The organism is Gillisia sp. Hel1_33_143 (assembly GCF_900104765.1).
Lineage (GTDB): Bacteria > Bacteroidota > Bacteroidia > Flavobacteriales > Flavobacteriaceae > Gillisia.
In genome coordinates, this window is record NZ_LT629737.1 from 3,452,999 (window position 1) to 3,475,961 (window position 22,963).

Sequence of the window (22,963 nt, forward strand, 5' to 3'; positions counted from 1 at the left end):
TTGATATAATTTGTTCACGTGGGTGATCAACTTGTATCATGAGAAGTAACGCACGTGTAAGTTCTTTAATCAACTTACAATGATTTTTTAAATCGATCGGTAAAGCGTTATTTCATCAGAAGCTATTTCAGTATACAAGGTATGCTGAAATAGCTTTTTTATTTATAAAGTTTTGTTACAATCTTAGACTTCGTATACTTTCTACTATGATAAAATTGGCAAAAATGCTATCTTCGCGAGGCTAAGTGGGTTTAAGCCTTATACTTAGAAAATACCAAATCATTAATCTTCACAGCGTCTTTAGAATTTTTCTATTCAGAACTCCTGTGTTTAAAATAATTATATATAATGACAAACCGATCAAAAATATTTTATACCAAAACAGATGAAGCCCCTATGTTGGCAACATTCTCGTTCTTACCAATAGTTAGAAGTTTTACAGATACCTCCAACATAGACATAGAACCAACAGATATTTCTTTAGCTGCAAGAATTTTAGCTAATTTTTCTGACATGCTTCCCGAAGAACAAAGAGTACCTGATGCTTTAAAAATGCTTGGAGAATTGGTTTCTCATCCAGAAGCTAATATTATTAAACTTCCTAACATAAGTGCTTCAGAACCGCAATTGGAAGCTGCCATCAAAGAACTTCAAGCTAAAGGTTACAAATTGCCAGATTATCCTGGAGAGCCTAAATCTGATGAGGAGAAAACCATCAAGCAAAAATACGATAAGGTTAAAGGTAGTGCTGTAAATCCTGTTCTTAGAGAAGGAAATTCAGATAGACGTGCACCAAAAGCGGTAAAGAATTATGCAAAACAAAACCCTCACTCTATGGGGAAATGGGATGCCGATTCTAAAACTCACGTTGCTACCATGAAAGAAGGCGATTTTTATTCTAATGAAAAATCACTTACACTTTCAGAAGCTAATACCTTAAAAATTGAATTAGAAGATACAAAAGGTAATAAGCATGTTCTGAAAGACAATCTAAAAGTTTTAGATGGAGAGATCATCGATGCAACTGTAATGAGTAAAAAAGCGTTGATCAAATTTTTAGAATCTCAAATACAAGACGCTAAAGATAAAGGTGTTCTATTCTCCCTGCACATGAAAGCTACCATGATGAAGGTTTCAGATCCTATTATATTTGGTCATGCTGTGCGAGTTTTCTTTAAAGATGTTTTTAGTAAACATGCAGCTACACTAGAAAAGCTTGGAGTTAATCCTAACAGCGGGCTAGGAGATCTCTTAGAATCTATAAAATCGCTTCCGGCAAATGAAAAGGCAGCGATAGAAGCAGACCTTAAACATGATTTTGAACATGGACCAGACCTTGCCATGGTCGATTCAGATAAAGGCATTACCAATTTAAATGTACCTAGTGATGTTATAATCGATGCATCTATGCCTGCTATGATTAGAACATCAGGTAAAATGTGGAATGCTCAAGGAAATACACAAGATACAAAAGCTGTAATTCCAGATAGCAGTTACGCAGGGATTTATCAAGCAACTATAGAATTTTGTAAAAAGAATGGAGCTTTTGATCCTACAACTATGGGTACAGTTCCTAATGTTGGTTTAATGGCTCAAAAAGCAGAAGAATATGGTTCACATGATAAAACTTTCGAAATTGAGACTGCCGGTAAAGTAAGAGTTGTAGATGCTTCAGGAAAAACTTTGATGGAACATTCTGTTGAAGAAGGAGATATATGGAGAATGTGTCAAGTGAAAGATGCACCTATTCAAGATTGGGTAAAATTAGCAGTTACTAGAGCAAAAGCATCTGGAATGCCTGCTATTTTCTGGTTAGATGAGAGTAGAAGTCATGATGCAGAAATAATCAAAAAAGTAAACACTTATTTAAAAGATCTGAATACTGAGGGCTTAGAAATAAAAATAATGTCGCCAGAAAAGGCTACAGAATTTACTCTAAAAAGAGTTAAAGAAGGAAAAGATACTATTTCTGTAACAGGAAATGTATTGAGAGATTATCTAACCGATTTATTTCCAATTTTGGAACTTGGAACCAGTGCTAAAATGCTATCTATAGTACCATTAATGAAAGGCGGAGGACTCTTTGAAACCGGTGCCGGTGGATCTGCACCTAAGCATATCCAACAATTTTTGGAAGAAGGACATCTGCGTTGGGATTCATTAGGAGAATTTTTAGCATTAGCAGTATCTCTAGAACATTTAGGTACAAATTTCAATAATCCGAAAGCCTTAGTTCTATCTGAAACCTTAGATGAGGCTACAGAATTGTTCTTAAAAAATGACAAATCTCCTTCTAGAAAAGTTAATGAACTAGATAATAGAGGAAGTCATTTTTACCTTGCTCTTTATTGGGCACAAGCGCTAGCAAATCAAGATAAAGATTCGGAACTTAAAGAGCAATTCACAAAAATTGCGAAAGATCTGTCTTCTAATGAAGATAAAATACTTCAAGACCTTATTGAAGCACAAGGTAAATCTGTAGATATAAATGGATATTATTATCCAAATGAAGATCTTACAAGCGATGCCATGAGACCTAGTGAAACTTTGAATAAGATTTTAGGATATTAAAATAATCTTATTCATATAATTTATAGCCCTGATGTATTTCATCGGGGCTTTTTTTTACGCCAATAATTTTAAAACAAAGTTATTTTTAAAATAAAGTCTTAAGATGATCATCTATACTATGTCCATCTTCCTACAAGTCTTATATTTACAATAAAAATTAGCTTGCGAACTTTACTCTCAATTCTTCTAATTCTTGGCTTCACAATTTCATATGCCCAGGAAACTTTTACCGTTAATGGTGTAATTAAGGATGCTTCCAACAACGAAACCTTATATGGAGTTAACGTGCTTGTGGCAAATTCCAACTCAGGGGTAGTTACTAATGAATACGGTTTTTATTCAATTAAACTTCCAAAGGGAGAACATACGTTGATAATTTCTTACTTAGGTTTTCAAGAACAAACTACCACCATAGAGCTCTCGAAGAATACTTCCTTAAATTTTTCCTTAAATGAAACTTCAGAATACTTGGAGGAGGTTGTGATCACAGAAGATATTGAAAAATTGAATATTCGAAAACCTGAGATGAGCGTTAATAAATTAGATATTAGCACCATTCAGAAATTACCAGTAGTGTTTGGAGAGGTAGACGTTATAAAATCACTGTTACTTCTACCTGGTGTTTCTAATGCTGGAGAGGGTTCTTCTGGATTTAATGTGAGAGGTGGAGCTGTAGATCAAAATTTGATACTTTTAGATGAAGCTACAATTTATAATTCATCTCACTTATTTGGATTATTTTCAGTTTTCAATCCAGATGCCATTAAAAACCTCAAATTATATAAAGGTGGTATTCCTGCTAAATACGGTGGAAGAGTTTCTTCTGTTCTAGAGATTTTTCAGAAAGATGGAAATAGCAAAGAATTTAAAGCAAATGGTGGAATAGGTTTAATTTCTAGCAGACTATTAGCTGAAGGCCCAATAGTTAAAGATAGAAGTTCATTCTTAATTGCCGGAAGGGGTTCTTACGCTCATCTATTTTTAAAATTTACAGATAATGATAATGCTGCCTATTTCTATGATCTTAATACCAAACTAAGTTTTAGACTGGATAATGACAATAGCATACTATTTTCTGGGTACTTTGGTCGAGATGTTTTTAATATAAGTGAGAGCTTTAAAAATACTTACGGAAATGCTGTTTTCAATTTAAGGTGGAATCATGTACTAACAGATAATATATTTACAAATCTCTCTGTAATATATAGTGACTATTACTACGGTCTTACCTTAGACTTTGTAGGTTTTAACTGGAATAGTGGTATAAAAAATCTGAATTTAAAATATGACTTTAACCACAATATCAGTGATAATTTAAATTTAGATTATGGCATACAAAATACATATTATGAATTTAATCCAGGAGAAATTGAACCTAGTAGTACTTCTTCAGGAATTATAGATTTTGATCTTACCAAGAAATATGCTTTTGAAAGCGCTATTTATCTTTCTGCTGAACAAAAATTGACTGAAAATGTATCTGCAGAATATGGCTTCAGATTTAGTAACTTTTTTAGGTTGGGACAATCAGAATTGAATAGGTATCAAAATGATCAGGCGGTAAATTTCAATGAGAACTTCAGTATTTATGAGAAAGCAGATCCTATTGGTTCCACTACACTTTCTAAAAATAAAGTTCAGGAATATTTTTGGGCATTGGAACCTCGTGTCGCTATAGCCTACAGTTTAAATGATAATGAATCTGTAAAGCTTAGCTATAACAGAATGAATCAATATTTACATCTTATAACAAATACGAGCTCACCTACCCCTTTAGACATTTGGACGCCAAGCGGCAAGTATATAGAGCCCCAAATTCTCGATCAGGTAGCAGCAGGTTACTTTAGAAATATATCTAACAATAAATATTCTATAGAAGTTGAAGGATTCTATAAATTTATTCAAAACAGAATTGATTATATAGATGGGGCAGATCTAATTGCGAATAATGCTATAGAACAGGTAATACTTCCGGGAACAGCTAGAGCCTATGGATTAGAATTGCTAGTTAAGAAAAACCTCGGAAGATTTACTGGATGGTTGGCATATACAATTTCAAGATCTGAACAAAAAACTCCGGGTAGAAACTCATTAGAAACAGGAATTAATAATAGTAAATGGTATAAAACTGCATATGATAAAACACATGATGTATCTATCATTGGAAGCTATGACCTGAATTCGAAATGGCAACTGAATACTAACTTTGTATATCAAACAGGTTTACCTACCACCTACCCTAGTGCTCAATATAAATTTGAAAATCTAACTATACCAGTTTATGCTGATAGAAATAGCGCAAGACTCCCTTCACTTCACAGGTTAGATATTTCTGCAACCTATACACCAATTAAAAATAAAGGTAGAAATTATAAATCTTCTTGGAACTTTGGAATTTACAACGTTTATGGAAGAAAGAATGCAGTATCGTTAAATTTCAGAAATAACGAAGATTCAGGAAATAATGAAGCCGTAAGACTCTCTTTATTTGGCATAGTTCCATCAGTTACTTACAACTTCAAATTCTAAGATATGAGAAAGTTAAATATCATAATCACTTCTATTCTTTTAATATTACTTACTTCTTGTGAAGATGTTGTAGATATAGATCTAAATGAATCTGAACCTAGGTTAGTAATAGAGGCATCGATCATTTGGAGAACCGATACAGACGGAAATAACCAGTTTATTAAATTAAGTACTACCGCACCTTTTTTTGATACTATAACCCCACCTGCAACAAACGCTAGAGTTCAGGTTTTATCTGATTCTGGAGAAAAGTTTTTATTCAATGAAGTTGATCCTGGAATATATAAAAGTGAAAATTTCAACCCTCTAGTAAATGCTAGATATACATTAACTATACAATATAAAGATGAAACCTATACGGCAACAGAAATATTACAGCCAGTAGTAAAATTAGAAGAAATCGTTCAATCTAAAAACGGTGGCTTTAATTCAGATGAATATGAATTAAAGGGATATTATTCAGATCCTGTAGAGGAAAGTAATTTTTACTTATTTAGATTTATTTTTAAAGAGATTGCTCTTCAAATATATGATGACGAGTTTACCAATGGAAATAGAACCTTTGCATATTTTTCAGATGAAGATCTAGCCCCAGGAGATAAGGTCTTTTATGAAATCCAAGGAATCTCAGAGCAATTCTACAATTATTTATTTATCTTAAGATCTCAAGCGGGAGATAGTAATGGAGGTCCATTTCAAACGCAACCAACTACTGTAAGAGGAAATATAATTAATAAAACAAATCCGGACAATTTTGCTTTTGGATATTTCAGATTATCCCAGTCGAATTTAATGAGTTATGAGATCAAATAATTAATTGATCTATTAAAATGTTGTAAAAGATGAAGCATACCAATAAGGAGTTATTAGGAAAAGGAATTAGATATTTAGCAGGAGCTTTACCACTAACTTTTCTAGGCCCTAGTATTTTATACAGTGCCTTTAATAATCAAGACCATCAACTATATATAGCAGTACTAATTTTAGGTATAGCGGCGTGCGCTGGAGCTATGTATTTTATGTTTAAAGGTATAAGAACACTTATGAGATCTCTATTTGATTAGTGCGTCCCGCTAAACCGGATGGTTTATCGCCGGGCTTTTCGCGATACGTGGTAGCTTGCTACAATCCCTGGCCGAGTCAGCATAAAATTCTAATATAAAAAATACACCACCCCATCCAGAGGTAATCTCCAGATGGGGTTGTGTATTTTTTATAGGAACTGAAGTGTTGCGAATTGGGTATATAAAACAACAACACCCTTTTCCGGGATATCGCTATCCGGAAGGGGTTTTATTATGTGTAACGCTGGGTTGTTCCTATTTGAGTATAGGGTATAAAAAAACCCCTTCATCTGGTGATGAAGGGGTTTTCAAAAACAAGGCGACGACATACTCTCCCACAATACAGCAGTACCATCTGCGCTAACGGGCTTAACTTCTCTGTTCGGAATGGGAAGAGGTGAGCCCCGATGCAATAGCCACCTTAAATCTTTAAGCAGTGATACACTCCAAAGTGTATAACTAACTTCTAATAACATAACATATATAGGAAATAAACAATAGAAGAAAATTAGATAAATAACAATGCAATTAGATAGGTTTTTCGCTCCCATCCTATTACTAGGATGGGAACTGCACTAAGCTTTACGGATTATTAGTACCACTCGGCTATGACATTACTGCCTTTACACCTATGGCCTATCAACGTGGTAGTCTCCCACGGTCCTTTAAAGAAATCTCATCTTGTGGTGGGTTTCGCGCTTATATGCTTTCAGCGCTTATCCCTTCCGAACGTAGCTACCCAGCAATGCCACTGGCGTGACAACTGGTGCACCAGAGGTTCGTCCAACTCGGTCCTCTCGTACTAGAGTCAGATCCACTCAAATTTCTAACGCCCACTGTAGATAGAGACCGAACTGTCTCACGACGTTCTGAACCCAGCTCGCGTGCCACTTTAATGGGCGAACAGCCCAACCCTTGGGACCTTCTCCAGCCCCAGGATGTGACGAGCCGACATCGAGGTGCCAAACCCCCCCGTCGATGTGAGCTCTTGGGGGAGATCAGCCTGTTATCCCCGGCGTACCTTTTATCCTTTGAGCGATGGCCCTTCCATGCGGAACCACCGGATCACTATGCTCTACTTTCGTACCTGATCGACCTGTATGTCTCTCAGTCAAGCTCCCTTATGCCATTGCACTCTACGCACGGTTACCAAGCGTGCTGAGGGAACCTTTAGAAGCCTCCGTTACTCTTTTGGAGGCGACCACCCCAGTCAAACTACCCACCAAGCATTGTCCTTCCATTGGAAGTTAGGCTTCAAACAAGTAAAGGGTGGTATTTCAACAATGACTCCACCACACCTAGCGATGCAGCTTCAACGTCTCCCACCTATCCTACACATCACTTGTCCAAAGTCAATACTAAGCTATAGTAAAGGTGCACGGGGTCTTTTCGTCCCACAGCGGGTAATCGGCATCTTCACCGATACTACAATTTCACCGAGCTCATGGTTGAGACAGTGTCCAGATCGTTGCACCATTCGTGCAGGTCGGAACTTACCCGACAAGGAATTTCGCTACCTTAGGACCGTTATAGTTACGGCCGCCGTTTACTGGGGCTTCAATTCAATGCGTCGCCGAAGCTAACATCTCCTCTTAACCTTCCAGCACCGGGCAGGTGTCAGGCCCTATACGTCATCTTTCGATTTAGCAGAGCCCTGTGTTTTTGATAAACAGTCGCCTGGACCTCTTCACTGCGGCCCATCCGAAGATGGGCGACCCTTCTCCCGAAGTTACGGGTCGATTTTGCCTAGTTCCTTAACCATGAATCTCTCGAGCACCTTAGAATTCTCATCCCAACTACCTGTGTCGGTTTACGGTACGGGCTGCCACCACTTGCTTTTCTTGGAAGTCGATTTGCTAGATTATCACGCCGGCCGAAGCTTTTGTGTACTATTGCCGTGTTACCACTGGCTTCAACGTACTATTCCGTCAGTACGCACTAACTTTTCGCCTCCGTCACGTTTAACGTGGGGCAGGTACAGAAATATTAATCTGTTGTCCATCCACTAACCCATTCGGGGTCGCGTTAGGTCCCGACTAACCCTCAGCTGATTAGCATAGCTGAGGAAACCTTAGTCTTTCGGTGTGCGGGTTTCTCGCCCGCATTATCGTTACTTATGCCTACATTTTCTTTTCTAATTAGTCCAGCATACCTCGCAGTACACCTTCAACCCTATTAGAATGCTCCCCTACCACTTACAGTAATCTGTAAATCCATAGCTTCGGTAGTATATTTATGCCCGATTATTATCCATGCCGAACCGCTCGACTAGTGAGCTGTTACGCACTCTTTAAATGAATGGCTGCTTCCAAGCCAACATCCTAGCTGTCTGGGCAGTTCAACCGCGTTTTTTCAACTTAATATACATTTGGGGACCTTAGCTGATGGTCTGGGTTCTTTCCCTCTCGGACATGGACCTTAGCACCCATGCCCTCACTGATAAAAATCATTTTATAGCATTCGGAGTTTGTCAGGAATTGGTAGGCGGTGAAGCCCCCGCATCCAATCAGTAGCTCTACCTCTATAAAACTAAATTATCGCTGCACCTAAATGCATTTCGGGGAGTACGAGCTATTTCCGAGTTTGATTGGCCTTTCACCCCTACCCTCAGGTCATCCCAAGACTTTTCAACGTCAACGGGTTCGGTCCTCCACTATGTGTTACCACAGCTTCAACCTGCCCAAGGGTAGATCACACGGTTTCGCGTCTACCACTACCAACTACAGCGCCCTATTAAGACTCGCTTTCGCTACGGCTCCACCTCTTAAAGGCTTAACCTTGCTGGCAACGGTAACTCGTAGGCTCATTATGCAAAAGGCACGCCGTCACCCCTAAAGGCTCCGACCGCTTGTAAGCGTATGGTTTCAGGATCTATTTCACTCCGTTATTCACGGTTCTTTTCACCTTTCCCTCACGGTACTGGTTCACTATCGGTCTCTCAGGAGTATTTAGCCTTAGCGGATGGTCCCGCCAAATTCATACAGGGTTTCTCGTGCCCCGCACTACTCAGGATACCACTATCAATAACGCTCTTTACCTATACGGGACTATCACCCTCTATGGTCACTCTTTCCAAAGTGTTCTAATTCATTACGCATCAAATATCGTGGTCCTACAACCCCAATAAGTCCGTAAACTCATTGGTTTGGGCTAATGCGCGTTCGCTCGCCGCTACTTGCGCAATCACTATTGTTTTCTTCTCCTCCGGGTACTTAGATGTTTCAGTTCCCCGGGTTCGCCTCCTTGCGGATAATACATCTTCAATGTACTGGGTTGCCCCATTCGGATATCTGCGGATCAATTTGTGTGTGCCAATCCCCGCAGCTTTTCGCAGCTTATCACGTCCTTCATCGCCTCTGAGAGCCTAGGCATTCCCCATACGCCCTTATTTAGCTTATGTGCTTTTACCTAATTTACTCTGTTATTATTAAAACGCCGTGCAGCAGTTCTAATAACAACGATTATTATTTATTCTTTTGCACTTACAATTAACTTGTAAGCACCTAATGTTTCTCGTATTCTTTATTTCCCAATATGTCAATGAACGTTTTTCCCTTAAACGACCTCTTTTCGATGATAACCAAACGAAGTATACTAGTGTATCCTGGTTGTTTGAATTACCTATACCTAAAAGATCTAGGAATAGTGGAGAATATCGGAGTCGAACCGATGACCTCCTGCGTGCAAGGCAGGCGCTCTAGCCAGCTGAGCTAATCCCCCATTTTCGAAATTCAGAACTATGAATTCAGAATTAAAATGATTAGAATTCTCAACTTCTAAAATTTCCTATAATTTTAATGAACATCTTTTATAACTCTCGCTATAAAAAGTAGTCTCAGGCAGACTCGAACTGCCGACCTCTACATTATCAGTGTAGCGCTCTAACCAGCTGAGCTATGAGACTGTCTAATTTAAGAGACATTTCTCAAGGTCTCCCTTTATTCTTTAATAATTAAATTGACAGGAATCAAGACAAAAACAAAATCTTAAGAGATCTGCTTTGTAACTGCGATTGCTCTTTAATAAGCAATACTCTAGAAAGGAGGTGTTCCAGCCGCACCTTCCGGTACGGCTACCTTGTTACGACTTAGCCCCAGTTACCAGCTTCACCCTAGGCCGCTCCTTACGGTGACGGACTTCAGGTGCTTCCAGCTTCCATGGCTTGACGGGCGGTGTGTACAAGGCCCGGGAACGTATTCACCGCATCATGGCTGATATGCGATTACTAGCGATTCCAGCTTCACGGAGTCGAGTTGCAGACTCCGATCCGAACTGAGATAGGGTTTATAGATTCGCTCCTGCTTGCGCAGTGGCTGCTCTCTGTCCCTACCATTGTAGCACGTGTGTGGCCCAGGACGTAAGGGCCGTGATGATTTGACGTCATCCCCACCTTCCTCACAGTTTGCACTGGCAGTCTTGTTAGAGTTCCCGACTTGACTCGCTGGCAACTAACAACAGGGGTTGCGCTCGTTATAGGACTTAACCTGACACCTCACGGCACGAGCTGACGACAACCATGCAGCACCTTGTAAATTGCCCGAAGGAAAAGGTGTTTCCACCCCTGTCAATCTACATTTAAGCCCTGGTAAGGTTCCTCGCGTATCATCGAATTAAACCACATGCTCCACCGCTTGTGCGGGCCCCCGTCAATTCCTTTGAGTTTCATTCTTGCGAACGTACTCCCCAGGTGGGTTACTTATCACTTTCGCTTAGCCACTCAGTCTTGCGACCGAACAGCTAGTAACCATCGTTTACGGCGTGGACTACCAGGGTATCTAATCCTGTTCGCTACCCACGCTTTCGTCCATCAGCGTCAATAAATTATTAGTGATCTGCCTTCGCAATCGGTGTTCTATGTAATATCTATGCATTTCACCGCTACACTACATATTCCAACCACTTCATAAGTATTCAAGAACAACAGTATCAATGGCAATTCTATGGTTGAGCCACAGACTTTCACCGCTGACTGATTGTCCCGCCTACGGACCCTTTAAACCCAATGATTCCGGATAACGCTTGGATCCTCCGTATTACCGCGGCTGCTGGCACGGAGTTAGCCGATCCTTATTCGTACAGTACCGTCAAGCTCCCTCGCAAGGGAGTGTTTCTTCCTGTATAAAAGCAGTTTACAACCCATAGGGCCGTCTTCCTGCACGCGGCATGGCTGGATCAGGCTCTCGCCCATTGTCCAATATTCCTCACTGCTGCCTCCCGTAGGAGTCTGGTCCGTGTCTCAGTACCAGTGTGGGGGATCTCCCTCTCAGGACCCCTATCTATCGTAGCCATGGTAAGCCGTTACCTTACCATCTAGCTAATAGAACGCATACCCATCTTATAGCCATAAATGTTTAATCATCAATTAATGCTAATCGATAATACTATGGGGCATTAATCCAAATTTCTCTGGGCTATTCCCCTCTATAAGGTAGGTTGTATACGCGTTACGCACCCGTGCGCCGGTCGTCGGCGGTGCAAGCACCCCGTTACCCCTCGACTTGCATGTGTTAAGCCTGCCGCTAGCGTTCATCCTGAGCCAGGATCAAACTCTTCATCGTTAATCTTTAAATAATATAACAATTACAAGGTCTTCTTCTATTACTATCTCCGAAAAGATAATAACAGCTCAAAATTCTATTCTAGTCTTGATTCGTATTCTTTTGGTTTCTTCTGCCATTCTTGCGAACAACATTTGAAACGCGCTGTCAATTCAATATATCAATGAACTTAGTTGATCTCCTCTTAACGAAGAGCTCATTGTGAAATTAAAGGAGTTGAACCTTCTTTTTTTACTACCCTATCCCGGGATTTCAATTCAGTATTTTGTAGTGATCGTATCCGCTGTGTAAGCGGCTGCAAATATACAACGCTTTTTCTTTAACTTCCAAACTTTATTTTAAAGTTTTTTGAAGTTTTTTTTGACCCCTTAGTAAGAAGTAAAAACCGCCGCAACCCACACTAGTAAAGAACTTTCTTACTTCTCAAACAACACCTTCATGTCATTCTCAAAGCGGATGCAAATGTACAACTCTTTTTCTCTAACCAGCAAACTTATTTTAAGTTTTTTTTAGCCTCTTTAAATCTTTAAAAATAACAAGGCTTTTTAACCGAGTACTCATCACTATACAAAGAACGAAGCTTCTTACATCACTTAACCAGTGGCGCCTAAAGCGGCTGCAAATATACACTGCATTCTTTCTTATAACCAAGCTTTATTTTATCTTTTTTCTAATATTTCTTTAACGTAGCCTTAACGCTTTGAAACTTCGAACGTTAAACTTCTGATTATTTTATCCCAGTTTCCAGATCTAATGCCAAGAACCTATAATTCTTGTTCAAATTAGGAATTGTAGCTATCTCAACTACCAGCGTTAGGGAGCGAAGCGGTAGCTTAGTAAAAGCTCTTTCCGGCTTTTAATAACTACAAGCATAGCGCCCGACCCGACCAAAGGAAGGGTAACGCACAAAAGAATAGAGATTGAAAAACTAAATAAATTTTAATTTAAAAATTTGTATTCAATCATAGATCGCTGTTATACGTAACGGAAGACAATTAATCTACTTATAACACATTATATCCATTAGAAAAAAAAACGTTCATGTTAATAATTAAGGGGATTGTCGTTTTAAAAAGCAAAAATGTATGCAACCGTTTATATATTAGATATTATTAGAAGCATGTTCTAAACTATTACTTATAGCGGTGATAAAAAATCTTTAAATTCTAAAAAAATATGTTTTATTTTATGAATGTGAGTTTATCTCTAACCAAAAAAATAAAATTATAATAATCTGTTTTAACTATGGATAAAGATTAGGATATGATTGTAACCATAAATTGATAATTTATTTAAATACATTAAATTATCAAACTCAATACGAGCAAAAATGAAAAATATTAATTAAAGATGTCGTGTTAGTATGAAAAGTTGGAATTAGATCTTTATACATCTTATAAAAACAAAATGACTAATTTTATATACTTCATAAGTAACTATTTTAAAAATTAACCATATTTGATTAGTGCGTCCCGCTAAACCGGATGGTTTATCGCCGGGCTTTTCGCGATACGTGGTAGCTTGCTACAATCCCTGGCCGAGTCAGCATAAAATTCTAATATAAAAAATACACCACCCCATCCAGAGGTAATCTCCAGATGGGGTTGTGTATTTTTTATAGGAACTGAAGTGTTGCGAATTGGGTATATAAAACAACAACACCCTTTTCCGGGATATCGCTATCCGGAAGGGGTTTTATTATGTGTAACGCTGGGTTGTTCCTATTTGAGTATAGGGTATAAAAAAACCCCTTCATCTGGTGATGAAGGGGTTTTCAAAAACAAGGCGACGACATACTCTCCCACAATACAGCAGTACCATCTGCGCTAACGGGCTTAACTTCTCTGTTCGGAATGGGAAGAGGTGAGCCCCGATGCAATAGCCACCTTAAATCTTTAAGCAGTGATACACTCCAAAGTGTATAACTAACTTCTAATAACATAACATATATAGGAAATAAACAATAGAAGAAAATTAGATAAATAACAATGCAATTAGATAGGTTTTTCGCTCCCATCCTATTACTAGGATGGGAACTGCACTAAGCTTTACGGATTATTAGTACCACTCGGCTATGACATTACTGCCTTTACACCTATGGCCTATCAACGTGGTAGTCTCCCACGGTCCTTTAAAGAAATCTCATCTTGTGGTGGGTTTCGCGCTTATATGCTTTCAGCGCTTATCCCTTCCGAACGTAGCTACCCAGCAATGCCACTGGCGTGACAACTGGTGCACCAGAGGTTCGTCCAACTCGGTCCTCTCGTACTAGAGTCAGATCCACTCAAATTTCTAACGCCCACTGTAGATAGAGACCGAACTGTCTCACGACGTTCTGAACCCAGCTCGCGTGCCACTTTAATGGGCGAACAGCCCAACCCTTGGGACCTTCTCCAGCCCCAGGATGTGACGAGCCGACATCGAGGTGCCAAACCCCCCCGTCGATGTGAGCTCTTGGGGGAGATCAGCCTGTTATCCCCGGCGTACCTTTTATCCTTTGAGCGATGGCCCTTCCATGCGGAACCACCGGATCACTATGCTCTACTTTCGTACCTGATCGACCTGTATGTCTCTCAGTCAAGCTCCCTTATGCCATTGCACTCTACGCACGGTTACCAAGCGTGCTGAGGGAACCTTTAGAAGCCTCCGTTACTCTTTTGGAGGCGACCACCCCAGTCAAACTACCCACCAAGCATTGTCCTTCCATTGGAAGTTAGGCTTCAAACAAGTAAAGGGTGGTATTTCAACAATGACTCCACCACACCTAGCGATGCAGCTTCAACGTCTCCCACCTATCCTACACATCACTTGTCCAAAGTCAATACTAAGCTATAGTAAAGGTGCACGGGGTCTTTTCGTCCCACAGCGGGTAATCGGCATCTTCACCGATACTACAATTTCACCGAGCTCATGGTTGAGACAGTGTCCAGATCGTTGCACCATTCGTGCAGGTCGGAACTTACCCGACAAGGAATTTCGCTACCTTAGGACCGTTATAGTTACGGCCGCCGTTTACTGGGGCTTCAATTCAATGCGTCGCCGAAGCTAACATCTCCTCTTAACCTTCCAGCACCGGGCAGGTGTCAGGCCCTATACGTCATCTTTCGATTTAGCAGAGCCCTGTGTTTTTGATAAACAGTCGCCTGGACCTCTTCACTGCGGCCCATCCGAAGATGGGCGACCCTTCTCCCGAAGTTACGGGTCGATTTTGCCTAGTTCCTTAACCATGAATCTCTCGAGCACCTTAGAATTCTCATCCCAACTACCTGTGTCGGTTTACGGTACGGGCTGCCACCACTTGCTTTTCTTGGAAGTCGATTTGCTAGATTATCACGCCGGCCGAAGCTTTTGTGTACTATTGCCGTGTTACCACTGGCTTCAACGTACTATTCCGTCAGTACGCACTAACTTTTCGCCTCCGTCACGTTTAACGTGGGGCAGGTACAGAAATATTAATCTGTTGTCCATCCACTAACCCATTCGGGGTCGCGTTAGGTCCCGACTAACCCTCAGCTGATTAGCATAGCTGAGGAAACCTTAGTCTTTCGGTGTGCGGGTTTCTCGCCCGCATTATCGTTACTTATGCCTACATTTTCTTTTCTAATTAGTCCAGCATACCTCGCAGTACACCTTCAACCCTATTAGAATGCTCCCCTACCACTTACAGTAATCTGTAAATCCATAGCTTCGGTAGTATATTTATGCCCGATTATTATCCATGCCGAACCGCTCGACTAGTGAGCTGTTACGCACTCTTTAAATGAATGGCTGCTTCCAAGCCAACATCCTAGCTGTCTGGGCAGTTCAACCGCGTTTTTTCAACTTAATATACATTTGGGGACCTTAGCTGATGGTCTGGGTTCTTTCCCTCTCGGACATGGACCTTAGCACCCATGCCCTCACTGATAAAAATCATTTTATAGCATTCGGAGTTTGTCAGGAATTGGTAGGCGGTGAAGCCCCCGCATCCAATCAGTAGCTCTACCTCTATAAAACTAAATTATCGCTGCACCTAAATGCATTTCGGGGAGTACGAGCTATTTCCGAGTTTGATTGGCCTTTCACCCCTACCCTCAGGTCATCCCAAGACTTTTCAACGTCAACGGGTTCGGTCCTCCACTATGTGTTACCACAGCTTCAACCTGCCCAAGGGTAGATCACACGGTTTCGCGTCTACCACTACCAACTACAGCGCCCTATTAAGACTCGCTTTCGCTACGGCTCCACCTCTTAAAGGCTTAACCTTGCTGGCAACGGTAACTCGTAGGCTCATTATGCAAAAGGCACGCCGTCACCCCTAAAGGCTCCGACCGCTTGTAAGCGTATGGTTTCAGGATCTATTTCACTCCGTTATTCACGGTTCTTTTCACCTTTCCCTCACGGTACTGGTTCACTATCGGTCTCTCAGGAGTATTTAGCCTTAGCGGATGGTCCCGCCAAATTCATACAGGGTTTCTCGTGCCCCGCACTACTCAGGATACCACTATCAATAACGCTCTTTACCTATACGGGACTATCACCCTCTATGGTCACTCTTTCCAAAGTGTTCTAATTCATTACGCATCAAATATCGTGGTCCTACAACCCCAATAAGTCCGTAAACTCATTGGTTTGGGCTAATGCGCGTTCGCTCGCCGCTACTTGCGCAATCACTATTGTTTTCTTCTCCTCCGGGTACTTAGATGTTTCAGTTCCCCGGGTTCGCCTCCTTGCGGATAATACATCTTCAATGTACTGGGTTGCCCCATTCGGATATCTGCGGATCAATTTGTGTGTGCCAATCCCCGCAGCTTTTCGCAGCTTATCACGTCCTTCATCGCCTCTGAGAGCCTAGGCATTCCCCATACGCCCTTATTTAGCTTATGTGCTTTTACCTAATTTACTCTGTTATTATTAAAACGCCGTGCAGCAGTTCTAATAACAACGATTATTATTTATTCTTTTGCACTTACAATTAACTTGTAAGCACCTAATGTTTCTCGTATTCTTTATTTCCCAATATGTCAATGAACGTTTTTCCCTTAAACGACCTCTTTTCGATGATAACCAAACGAAGTATACTAGTGTATCCTGGTTGTTTGAATTACCTATACCTAAAAGATCTAGGAATAGTGGAGAATATCGGAGTCGAACCGATGACCTCCTGCGTGCAAGGCAGGCGCTCTAGCCAGCTGAGCTAATCCCCCATTTTCGAAATTCAGAACTATGAATTCAGAATTAAAATGATTAGAATTCTCAACTTCTAAAATTTCCTATAATTTTAATGAACATCTTTTATAACTCTCGCTATAAAAAGTAGTCTCAGGCAGACTCGAACTGCCGACCTCTACATTATCAGTGTAGCGCTCTAACCAGCTGAGCTATGAGACTGTCTAATTTAAGAGACATTTCTCAAGGTCTCCCTTTATTCTTTAATAATTAAATTGACAGGAATCAAGACAAAAACAAAATCTTAAGAGATCTGCTTTGTAACTGCGATTGCTCTTTAATAAGCAATACTCTAGAAAGGAGGTGTTCCAGCCGCACCTTCCGGTACGGCTACCTTGTTACGACTTAGCCCCAGTTACCAGCTTCACCCTAGGCCGCTCCTTACGGTGACGGACTTCAGGTGCTTCCAGCTTCCATGGCTTGACGGGCGGTGTGTACAAGGCCCGGGAACGTATTCACCGCATCATGGCTGATATGCGATTACTAGCGATTCCAGCTTCACGGAGTCGAGTTGCAGACTCCGATCCGAACTGAGATAGGGTTTATAGATTCGCTCCTGCTTGCGCAGTGGCTGCTCTCTGTCCCTACCATTGTAGCACGTGTGTGGCCCAGGACGTAAGGGCCGTGATGATTTGACGTCATCCCCACCTTCCTCACAGTTTGCACTGGCAGTCTTGTTAGAGTTCCCGACTTGACTCGCTGGCAACTAACAACAGGGGTTGCGCTCGTTATAGGACTTAACCTGACACCTCACGGCACGAGCTGACGACAACCATGCAGCACCTTGTAAATTGCCCGAAGGAAAAGGTGTTTCCACCCCTGTCAATCTACATTTAAGCCCTGGTAAGGTTCCTCGCGTATCATCGAATTAAACCACATGCTCCACCGCTTGTGCGGGCCCCCGTCAATTCCTTTGAGTTTCATTCTTGCGAACGTACTCCCCAGGTGGGTTACTTATCACTTTCGCTTAGCCACTCAGTCTTGCGACCGAACAGCTAGTAACCATCGTTTACGGCGTGGACTACCAGGGTATCTAATCCTGTTCGCTACCCACGCTTTCGTCCATCAGCGTCAATAAATTATTAGTGATCTGCCTTCGCAATCGGTGTTCTATGTAATATCTATGCATTTCACCGCTACACTACATATTCCAACCACTTCATAAGTATTCAAGAACAACAGTATCAATGGCAATTCTATGGTTGAGCCACAGACTTTCACCGCTGACTGATTGTCCCGCCTACGGACCCTTTAAACCCAATGATTCCGGATAACGCTTGGATCCTCCGTATTACCGCGGCTGCTGGCACGGAGTTAGCCGATCCTTATTCGTACAGTACCGTCAAGCTCCCTCGCAAGGGAGTGTTTCTTCCTGTATAAAAGCAGTTTACAACCCATAGGGCCGTCTTCCTGCACGCGGCATGGCTGGATCAGGCTCTCGCCCATTGTCCAATATTCCTCACTGCTGCCTCCCGTAGGAGTCTGGTCCGTGTCTCAGTACCAGTGTGGGGGATCTCCCTCTCAGGACCCCTATCTATCGTAGCCATGGTAAGCCGTTACCTTACCATCTAGCTAATAGAACGCATACCCATCTTATAGCCATAAATGTTTAATCATCAATTAATGCTAATCGATAATACTATGGGGCATTAATCCAAATTTCTCTGGGCTATTCCCCTCTATAAGGTAGGTTGTATACGCGTTACGCACCCGTGCGCCGGTCGTCGGCGGTGCAAGCACCCCGTTACCCCTCGACTTGCATGTGTTAAGCCTGCCGCTAGCGTTCATCCTGAGCCAGGATCAAACTCTTCATCGTTAATCTTTAAATAATATAACAATTACAAGGTCTTCTTCTATTACTATCTCCGAAAAGATAATAACAGCTCAAAATTCTATTCTAGTCTTGATTCGTATTCTTTTGGTTTCTTCTGCCATTCTTGCGAACAACATTTGAAACGCGCTGTCAATTCAATATATCAATGAACTTAGTTGATCTCCTCTTAACGAAGAGCTCATTGTGAAATTAAAGGAGTTGAACCTTCTTTTTTTACTACCCTATCCCGGGATTTCAATTCAGTATTTTGTAGTGATCGTATCCGCTGTGTAAGCGGCTGCAAATATACAACGCTTTTTCTTTAACTTCCAAACTTTATTTTAAAGTTTTTTGAAGTTTTTTTTGACCCCTTAGTAAGAAGTAAAAACCGCCGCAACCCACACTAGTAAAGAACTTTCTTACTCCTCAAACAACACCTTCATGTCATTCTCAAAGCGGATGCAAATGTACAACTCTTTTTCTCTAACCAGCAAACTTATTTGAAAAATATTTCGAATGTTTTTTTTAAAGCCAATAATAAAAAATGGGTTATAAAAATACAATCTTTTTCTACAATCAAACAAATCAATTACAAAATATTTTAAAGAACTTTCGCCTCTCGTTTCCTCCTAAGCGGGTGCAAATATAGTCAGGATAAATAAACCTGCAAGTTATTTATCCAGTTTTGTCCAATCCAAAACAAAAATAGTTTATAAACTATTGATTCTTTAAAGATTAGAATTTATATTTTTTTCAAAGGAACACTTTTAATAGCACACCAGTTACCTTATTATATATACACTAAAAAAGATATTACAATTTGTGTTAGGGATAGCAGTGACATCCTTTTGGTTCCCTGCCGTGTAATTACCATATACTCTATGACTATTCACTGCATTCTTGATTAAAAAATAAGATAAGAGATACCAAAAGATAGAGCGAATAGCCCGGCCGGTGTCTTTCCACCGGCAACACCCAAGAAAAAAGGAATATATACATAGGTATATTGTGCAACCGCATTTATCCTATTATCTTTGCTATATAATATTAGAGGAAATGATAAAGATAAGCTTGCCGGATGGCACTATTAAAGAATTTGAAAGTGGCGCTACTCCTATGGACGTTGCCAAAAGTATAAGTGAAGGATTTGCCAGAAATGTAATTTCTGCCAAATACGATGATACCGTGATTGAAACTACTACTCCACTTACTAGCGACGGAAGCCTTACTTTATACACATGGAATGACAAGGAAGGTAAAAAAGCTTTTTGGCATTCTACCTCTCATGTAATGGCTCAAGCTATTGAAGCTCTATACCCTGGATCTAAGCTTACTATAGGACCAGCTATTGAAAATGGATTTTATTATGATGTAGATTTTGGTGAGCAAAAGATATCTGAGAACGACTTTAAAAAGATCGAGGATAAGATGTTGGAAATTGCAAGAGGAAAACATGATTTCTCAATGCGCTCTGTTTCTAAAGAAGAAGCTTTGTCTTATTATAAAGATCAGGAGAATCCTTTTAAGGTAGAATTAATAGAAAACCTGGAAGATGGAACTATTACTTTTTGTGACCATGATACCTTTACAGATTTATGTAGAGGTGGCCATATTCCAAATACAGGAATAATTAAAGCAGTAAAATTAATGAGTGTTGCCGGCGCTTACTGGAGAGGGGATGAAAACAAGCCACAACTTACTAGGGTTTACGGAACCTCTTTCCCTAAACAGAAAGATCTAAAGGAATACCTTGAATTACTTGAAGAGGCTAAGAAAAGAGATCATAGAAAATTAGGAAAGGAATTAGAACTTTTTACTTTTTCACAAAAGGTAGGACAAGGTTTACCATTATGGTTACCTAAAGGAGCTGCACTTAGAGAGCGTTTAGAAAACTTTTTAAAGAAAGCGCAGAAGACCGCCGGCTATGAAATGGTAGTAACTCCGCATATTGGACAAAAAGAACTTTATGTTACTTCCGGACATTATGCTAAATATGGAGCAGATAGCTTTCAGCCAATTCACACTCCAAACGAGGGGGAAGAATTTTTATTGAAACCTATGAACTGCCCACACCATTGTGAAATATATAATTCTTCACCGTGGAGTTATAGAGATCTTCCGAAGAGATTTGCAGAATTTGGTACGGTTTATAGATATGAACAAAGTGGAGAACTACATGGATTAACAAGAGTTCGTGGCTTTACTCAAGATGATGCTCATATTTTCTGTACTCCAGATCAGCTAGATTCTGAATTTAAAAAAGTGATAGATCTTACTTTATATGTATTCGATTCTTTAGGCTTTAAAGATTTTACAGCTCAGGTATCTTTAAGAGACCCTGACAATAAGGAGAAATATATTGGTAGTGATGATGTCTGGGAAAAGGCAGAATCTGCCATAATTTCAGCAGCGAAAGAAAAAGGTCTGAACTATGTCATTGAAAAAGGGGAAGCTGCTTTTTATGGTCCGAAATTAGATTTCATGGTTAAAGATGCTTTAGGAAGAAGTTGGCAGTTAGGAACTATCCAGGTAGACTACAATTTACCTGAAAGATTCGATCTTACTTATAAAGGGAGTGACAATGAAACTCACAGACCTGTAATGATTCACCGTGCCCCTTTTGGCAGCATGGAGCGCTTCATTGCTGTATTGCTTGAAAATACAGGAGGAAATTTTCCTCTATGGTTAATGCCAGAACAAGCTATTATTCTCTCTCTCAGTGAGAAATATGAAAAATACTCACAAAAAGTTTTAAGTTTGTTAGAAAATGACGAAATTCGCGCCTTGGCTAATCATAGAAATGACACCATTGGTAAGAAGATTCGTGATGCCGAGATGAGTAAGATCCCTTATATGTTAATTGTTGGGAGCAGGAAGAGAAGGATGGTACGGTTTCTGTACGTAAACACGGAGAAGGTGACATTGGAACAATGTCTATAGAAGACTTCGCAGAATTAGTAAACAACGAAATAAAGAAAACGCTAAAAACGTTTAAAGTTTAATTAAAATTATATAGCCATAGCAATACGTAGAAAAAGATCGAAGCGACCGCTTAGAGAAATTAAAGAAGACCAGCACCGTATTAACGGTAAAATTCGCTCAGATGAAGTTCGTCTTGTGGGTGAAAACGTTGAAATGGGCGTTTATCCTATTAGAAAAGCTTTAGAGATTCTGAAGAGCAAGGTTTGGATTTAGTAGAAATTTCTCCTAATGCCAAACCGCCTGTAGCCAAAGTAATGGACTACAAGAAATTTCTATATGAGCAGAAGAAAAGAGAGAAAGTTTTAAAAGCAAAAGCCAGTAAGGTGGTTGTTAAAGAGATTCGTTTTGGACCTCAAACAGATGATCATGATTACGAGTTCAAGAAAAAAAATGCAGAGAAATTCTTAAAGGATGGTGCCAAGTTAAAGGCATTTGTATTCTTTAAAGGACGTTCTATTGTATTTAAAGATCAAGGACAAATTTTGTTATTAAGATTGGCACAAGATCTTGAAGAATTAGGGAAGGTAGAACAGATGCCTAAATTGGAAGGCAAACGTATGACTATGTTCCTTTCTCCTAAGAAATCTAAATAAGAAAATAAGAACGTTAATTATAAAATTATAAGAGCATGCCTAAAATGAAGACTAAATCTAGTGCCAAAAAGCGTTTTAAGCTTACCGGTACTGGTAAAATAAAAAGAAAGCACGCGTTTAAAAGTCACATCTTAACAAAGAAGTCTAAAAAACGTAAATTAGCTTTAACTCATAGTAACATTAGTACATGATGCAGATAAAAGTAATATCAAACTTCAACTTAGATTAAAATAAGTTGAACCACTTGATGGTTTAATCAATTTAAAAACCCTGGAGATAGGCTAAGAGAATTTAAATACATCTTTTAGAAGTGTTGAAAAACCGCCTACTACAAAAACAATTTTAAAATATGCCAAGATCAGTAAATTCAGTTGCTAAAAGAGCCAGAAGAAAAAAGGTTTTAAAGCAAGCAAAAGGTTACTTTGGACGTCGTAAAAACGTTTGGACTGTAGCTAAAAACGCGGTTGATAAAGCAATGCTTTATGCTTACAGAGACCGTAAGGTTAAGAAGAGAAATTTCCGTTCATTATGGATTATGCGTATTAACGCTGCAGCCAGATTACATGGAATGTCTTATTCTCAATTTATGGGTGGAATGAAAGCTAACAGTATCGGTTTGAACAGAAAAGTTCTTGCAGATTTAGC

General features: G+C 40.0%; 5 protein-coding genes, 4 tRNA genes, 6 rRNA genes and 3 pseudogenes. 8 read left to right on the forward strand and 10 right to left on the reverse strand.

Translation table 11 applies throughout. The features are described from left to right. Nucleotides 1-348 precede the first annotated feature (348 nt). From BLT84_RS15945 to BLT84_RS15960, 4 genes are all read left to right on the forward strand, one after another. Nucleotides 349-2,571, forward strand: a complete 2,223-nt coding sequence (locus BLT84_RS15945) for an NADP-dependent isocitrate dehydrogenase (protein ID WP_091267858.1) — start codon at nt 349-351, stop codon at nt 2,569-2,571. Nucleotides 2,572-2,733: 162 nt separating this feature from the next. Then, nucleotides 2,734-5,100, forward strand: a complete 2,367-nt coding sequence (locus BLT84_RS15950) for a TonB-dependent receptor (protein WP_091267861.1) — start codon at nt 2,734-2,736, stop codon at nt 5,098-5,100. 3 nt (nt 5,101-5,103) lie between these two features. Continuing rightward, entirely contained in the window at nt 5,104-5,913 is an 810-nt protein-coding gene (locus BLT84_RS15955) for a DUF4249 domain-containing protein (protein WP_091267865.1), read from the forward strand. Nucleotides 5,914-5,942: 29 nt separating this feature from the next. Next, on the forward strand, nt 5,943-6,164 hold the full coding sequence (locus BLT84_RS15960) for a DUF6095 family protein (protein WP_091267869.1): 222 nt from the start codon (nt 5,943-5,945) through the stop codon (nt 6,162-6,164). A gap of 314 nt (nt 6,165-6,478) precedes the next feature. On the opposite strand, the gene rrf (BLT84_RS15965) is transcribed toward BLT84_RS15960, so the two are convergent. The 10 genes from rrf (BLT84_RS15965) to BLT84_RS16010 form a co-directional block, all read right to left on the reverse strand. After that, nucleotides 6,479-6,588 (reverse strand): 5S ribosomal RNA (gene rrf / locus BLT84_RS15965). A gap of 147 nt (nt 6,589-6,735) precedes the next feature. Beyond that, nucleotides 6,736-9,565: ribosomal RNA gene (locus BLT84_RS15970) — 23S ribosomal RNA — on the reverse strand. Between the two features lie 245 nt (nt 9,566-9,810). Further along, nucleotides 9,811-9,884, reverse strand: a tRNA-Ala gene (locus BLT84_RS15975). Nucleotides 9,885-9,994: 110 nt separating this feature from the next. Beyond that, nucleotides 9,995-10,068: transfer RNA gene (locus tag BLT84_RS15980), tRNA-Ile, on the reverse strand. A gap of 134 nt (nt 10,069-10,202) precedes the next feature. Further along, nucleotides 10,203-11,722, reverse strand: a 16S ribosomal RNA gene (locus BLT84_RS15985). 1,780 nt (nt 11,723-13,502) lie between these two features. Continuing rightward, nucleotides 13,503-13,612, reverse strand: a 5S ribosomal RNA gene (gene rrf / locus BLT84_RS15990). Between the two features lie 147 nt (nt 13,613-13,759). Next, nucleotides 13,760-16,589 (reverse strand): 23S ribosomal RNA (locus tag BLT84_RS15995). Nucleotides 16,590-16,834: 245 nt separating this feature from the next. Continuing rightward, nucleotides 16,835-16,908: transfer RNA gene (locus tag BLT84_RS16000), tRNA-Ala, on the reverse strand. Between the two features lie 110 nt (nt 16,909-17,018). Continuing rightward, nucleotides 17,019-17,092 (reverse strand) — tRNA-Ile (locus BLT84_RS16005). Nucleotides 17,093-17,226: 134 nt separating this feature from the next. Continuing rightward, nucleotides 17,227-18,746, reverse strand: a 16S ribosomal RNA gene (locus BLT84_RS16010). The 16S, 23S and 5S rRNA genes sit together here with 4 tRNA genes alongside, the layout of an rRNA operon. Nucleotides 18,747-19,799: 1,053 nt before the next feature. Between BLT84_RS16010 and thrS the strand changes: the two are divergent. The 4 genes and pseudogenes from thrS to rplT form a co-directional block, all read left to right on the forward strand. Further along, a pseudogene (gene thrS / locus BLT84_RS16015) lies at nt 19,800-21,745 on the forward strand (threonine--tRNA ligase). Nucleotides 21,746-21,878: 133 nt separating this feature from the next. After that, a pseudogene (gene infC, locus BLT84_RS16020) lies at nt 21,879-22,318 on the forward strand (translation initiation factor IF-3). A 35-nt stretch (nt 22,319-22,353) separates the two neighbouring features. Beyond that, nucleotides 22,354-22,552: pseudogene (rpmI, locus tag BLT84_RS16025) on the forward strand (50S ribosomal protein L35). A 115-nt stretch (nt 22,553-22,667) separates the two neighbouring features. Then, nucleotides 22,668-22,963, forward strand: a 296-nt coding sequence (gene rplT / locus BLT84_RS16030; RefSeq protein ID WP_091268289.1) for a 50S ribosomal protein L20, incomplete at its 3' end; no start/stop codon positions are given.

What these genes read in the sequence shown, in the direction of transcription:
- BLT84_RS15945 (WP_091267858.1), top strand. Translation starts at nt 349, where the DNA reads ATGACAAACCGATCAAAAATATTTTATACCAAAACAGATGAAGCCCCT.
- BLT84_RS15955 (WP_091267865.1), top strand. Translation starts at nt 5,104, where the DNA reads ATGAGAAAGTTAAATATCATAATCACTTCTATTCTTTTAATATTACTT.
- BLT84_RS15960 (WP_091267869.1), top strand. Translation starts at nt 5,943, where the DNA reads ATGAAGCATACCAATAAGGAGTTATTAGGAAAAGGAATTAGATATTTA.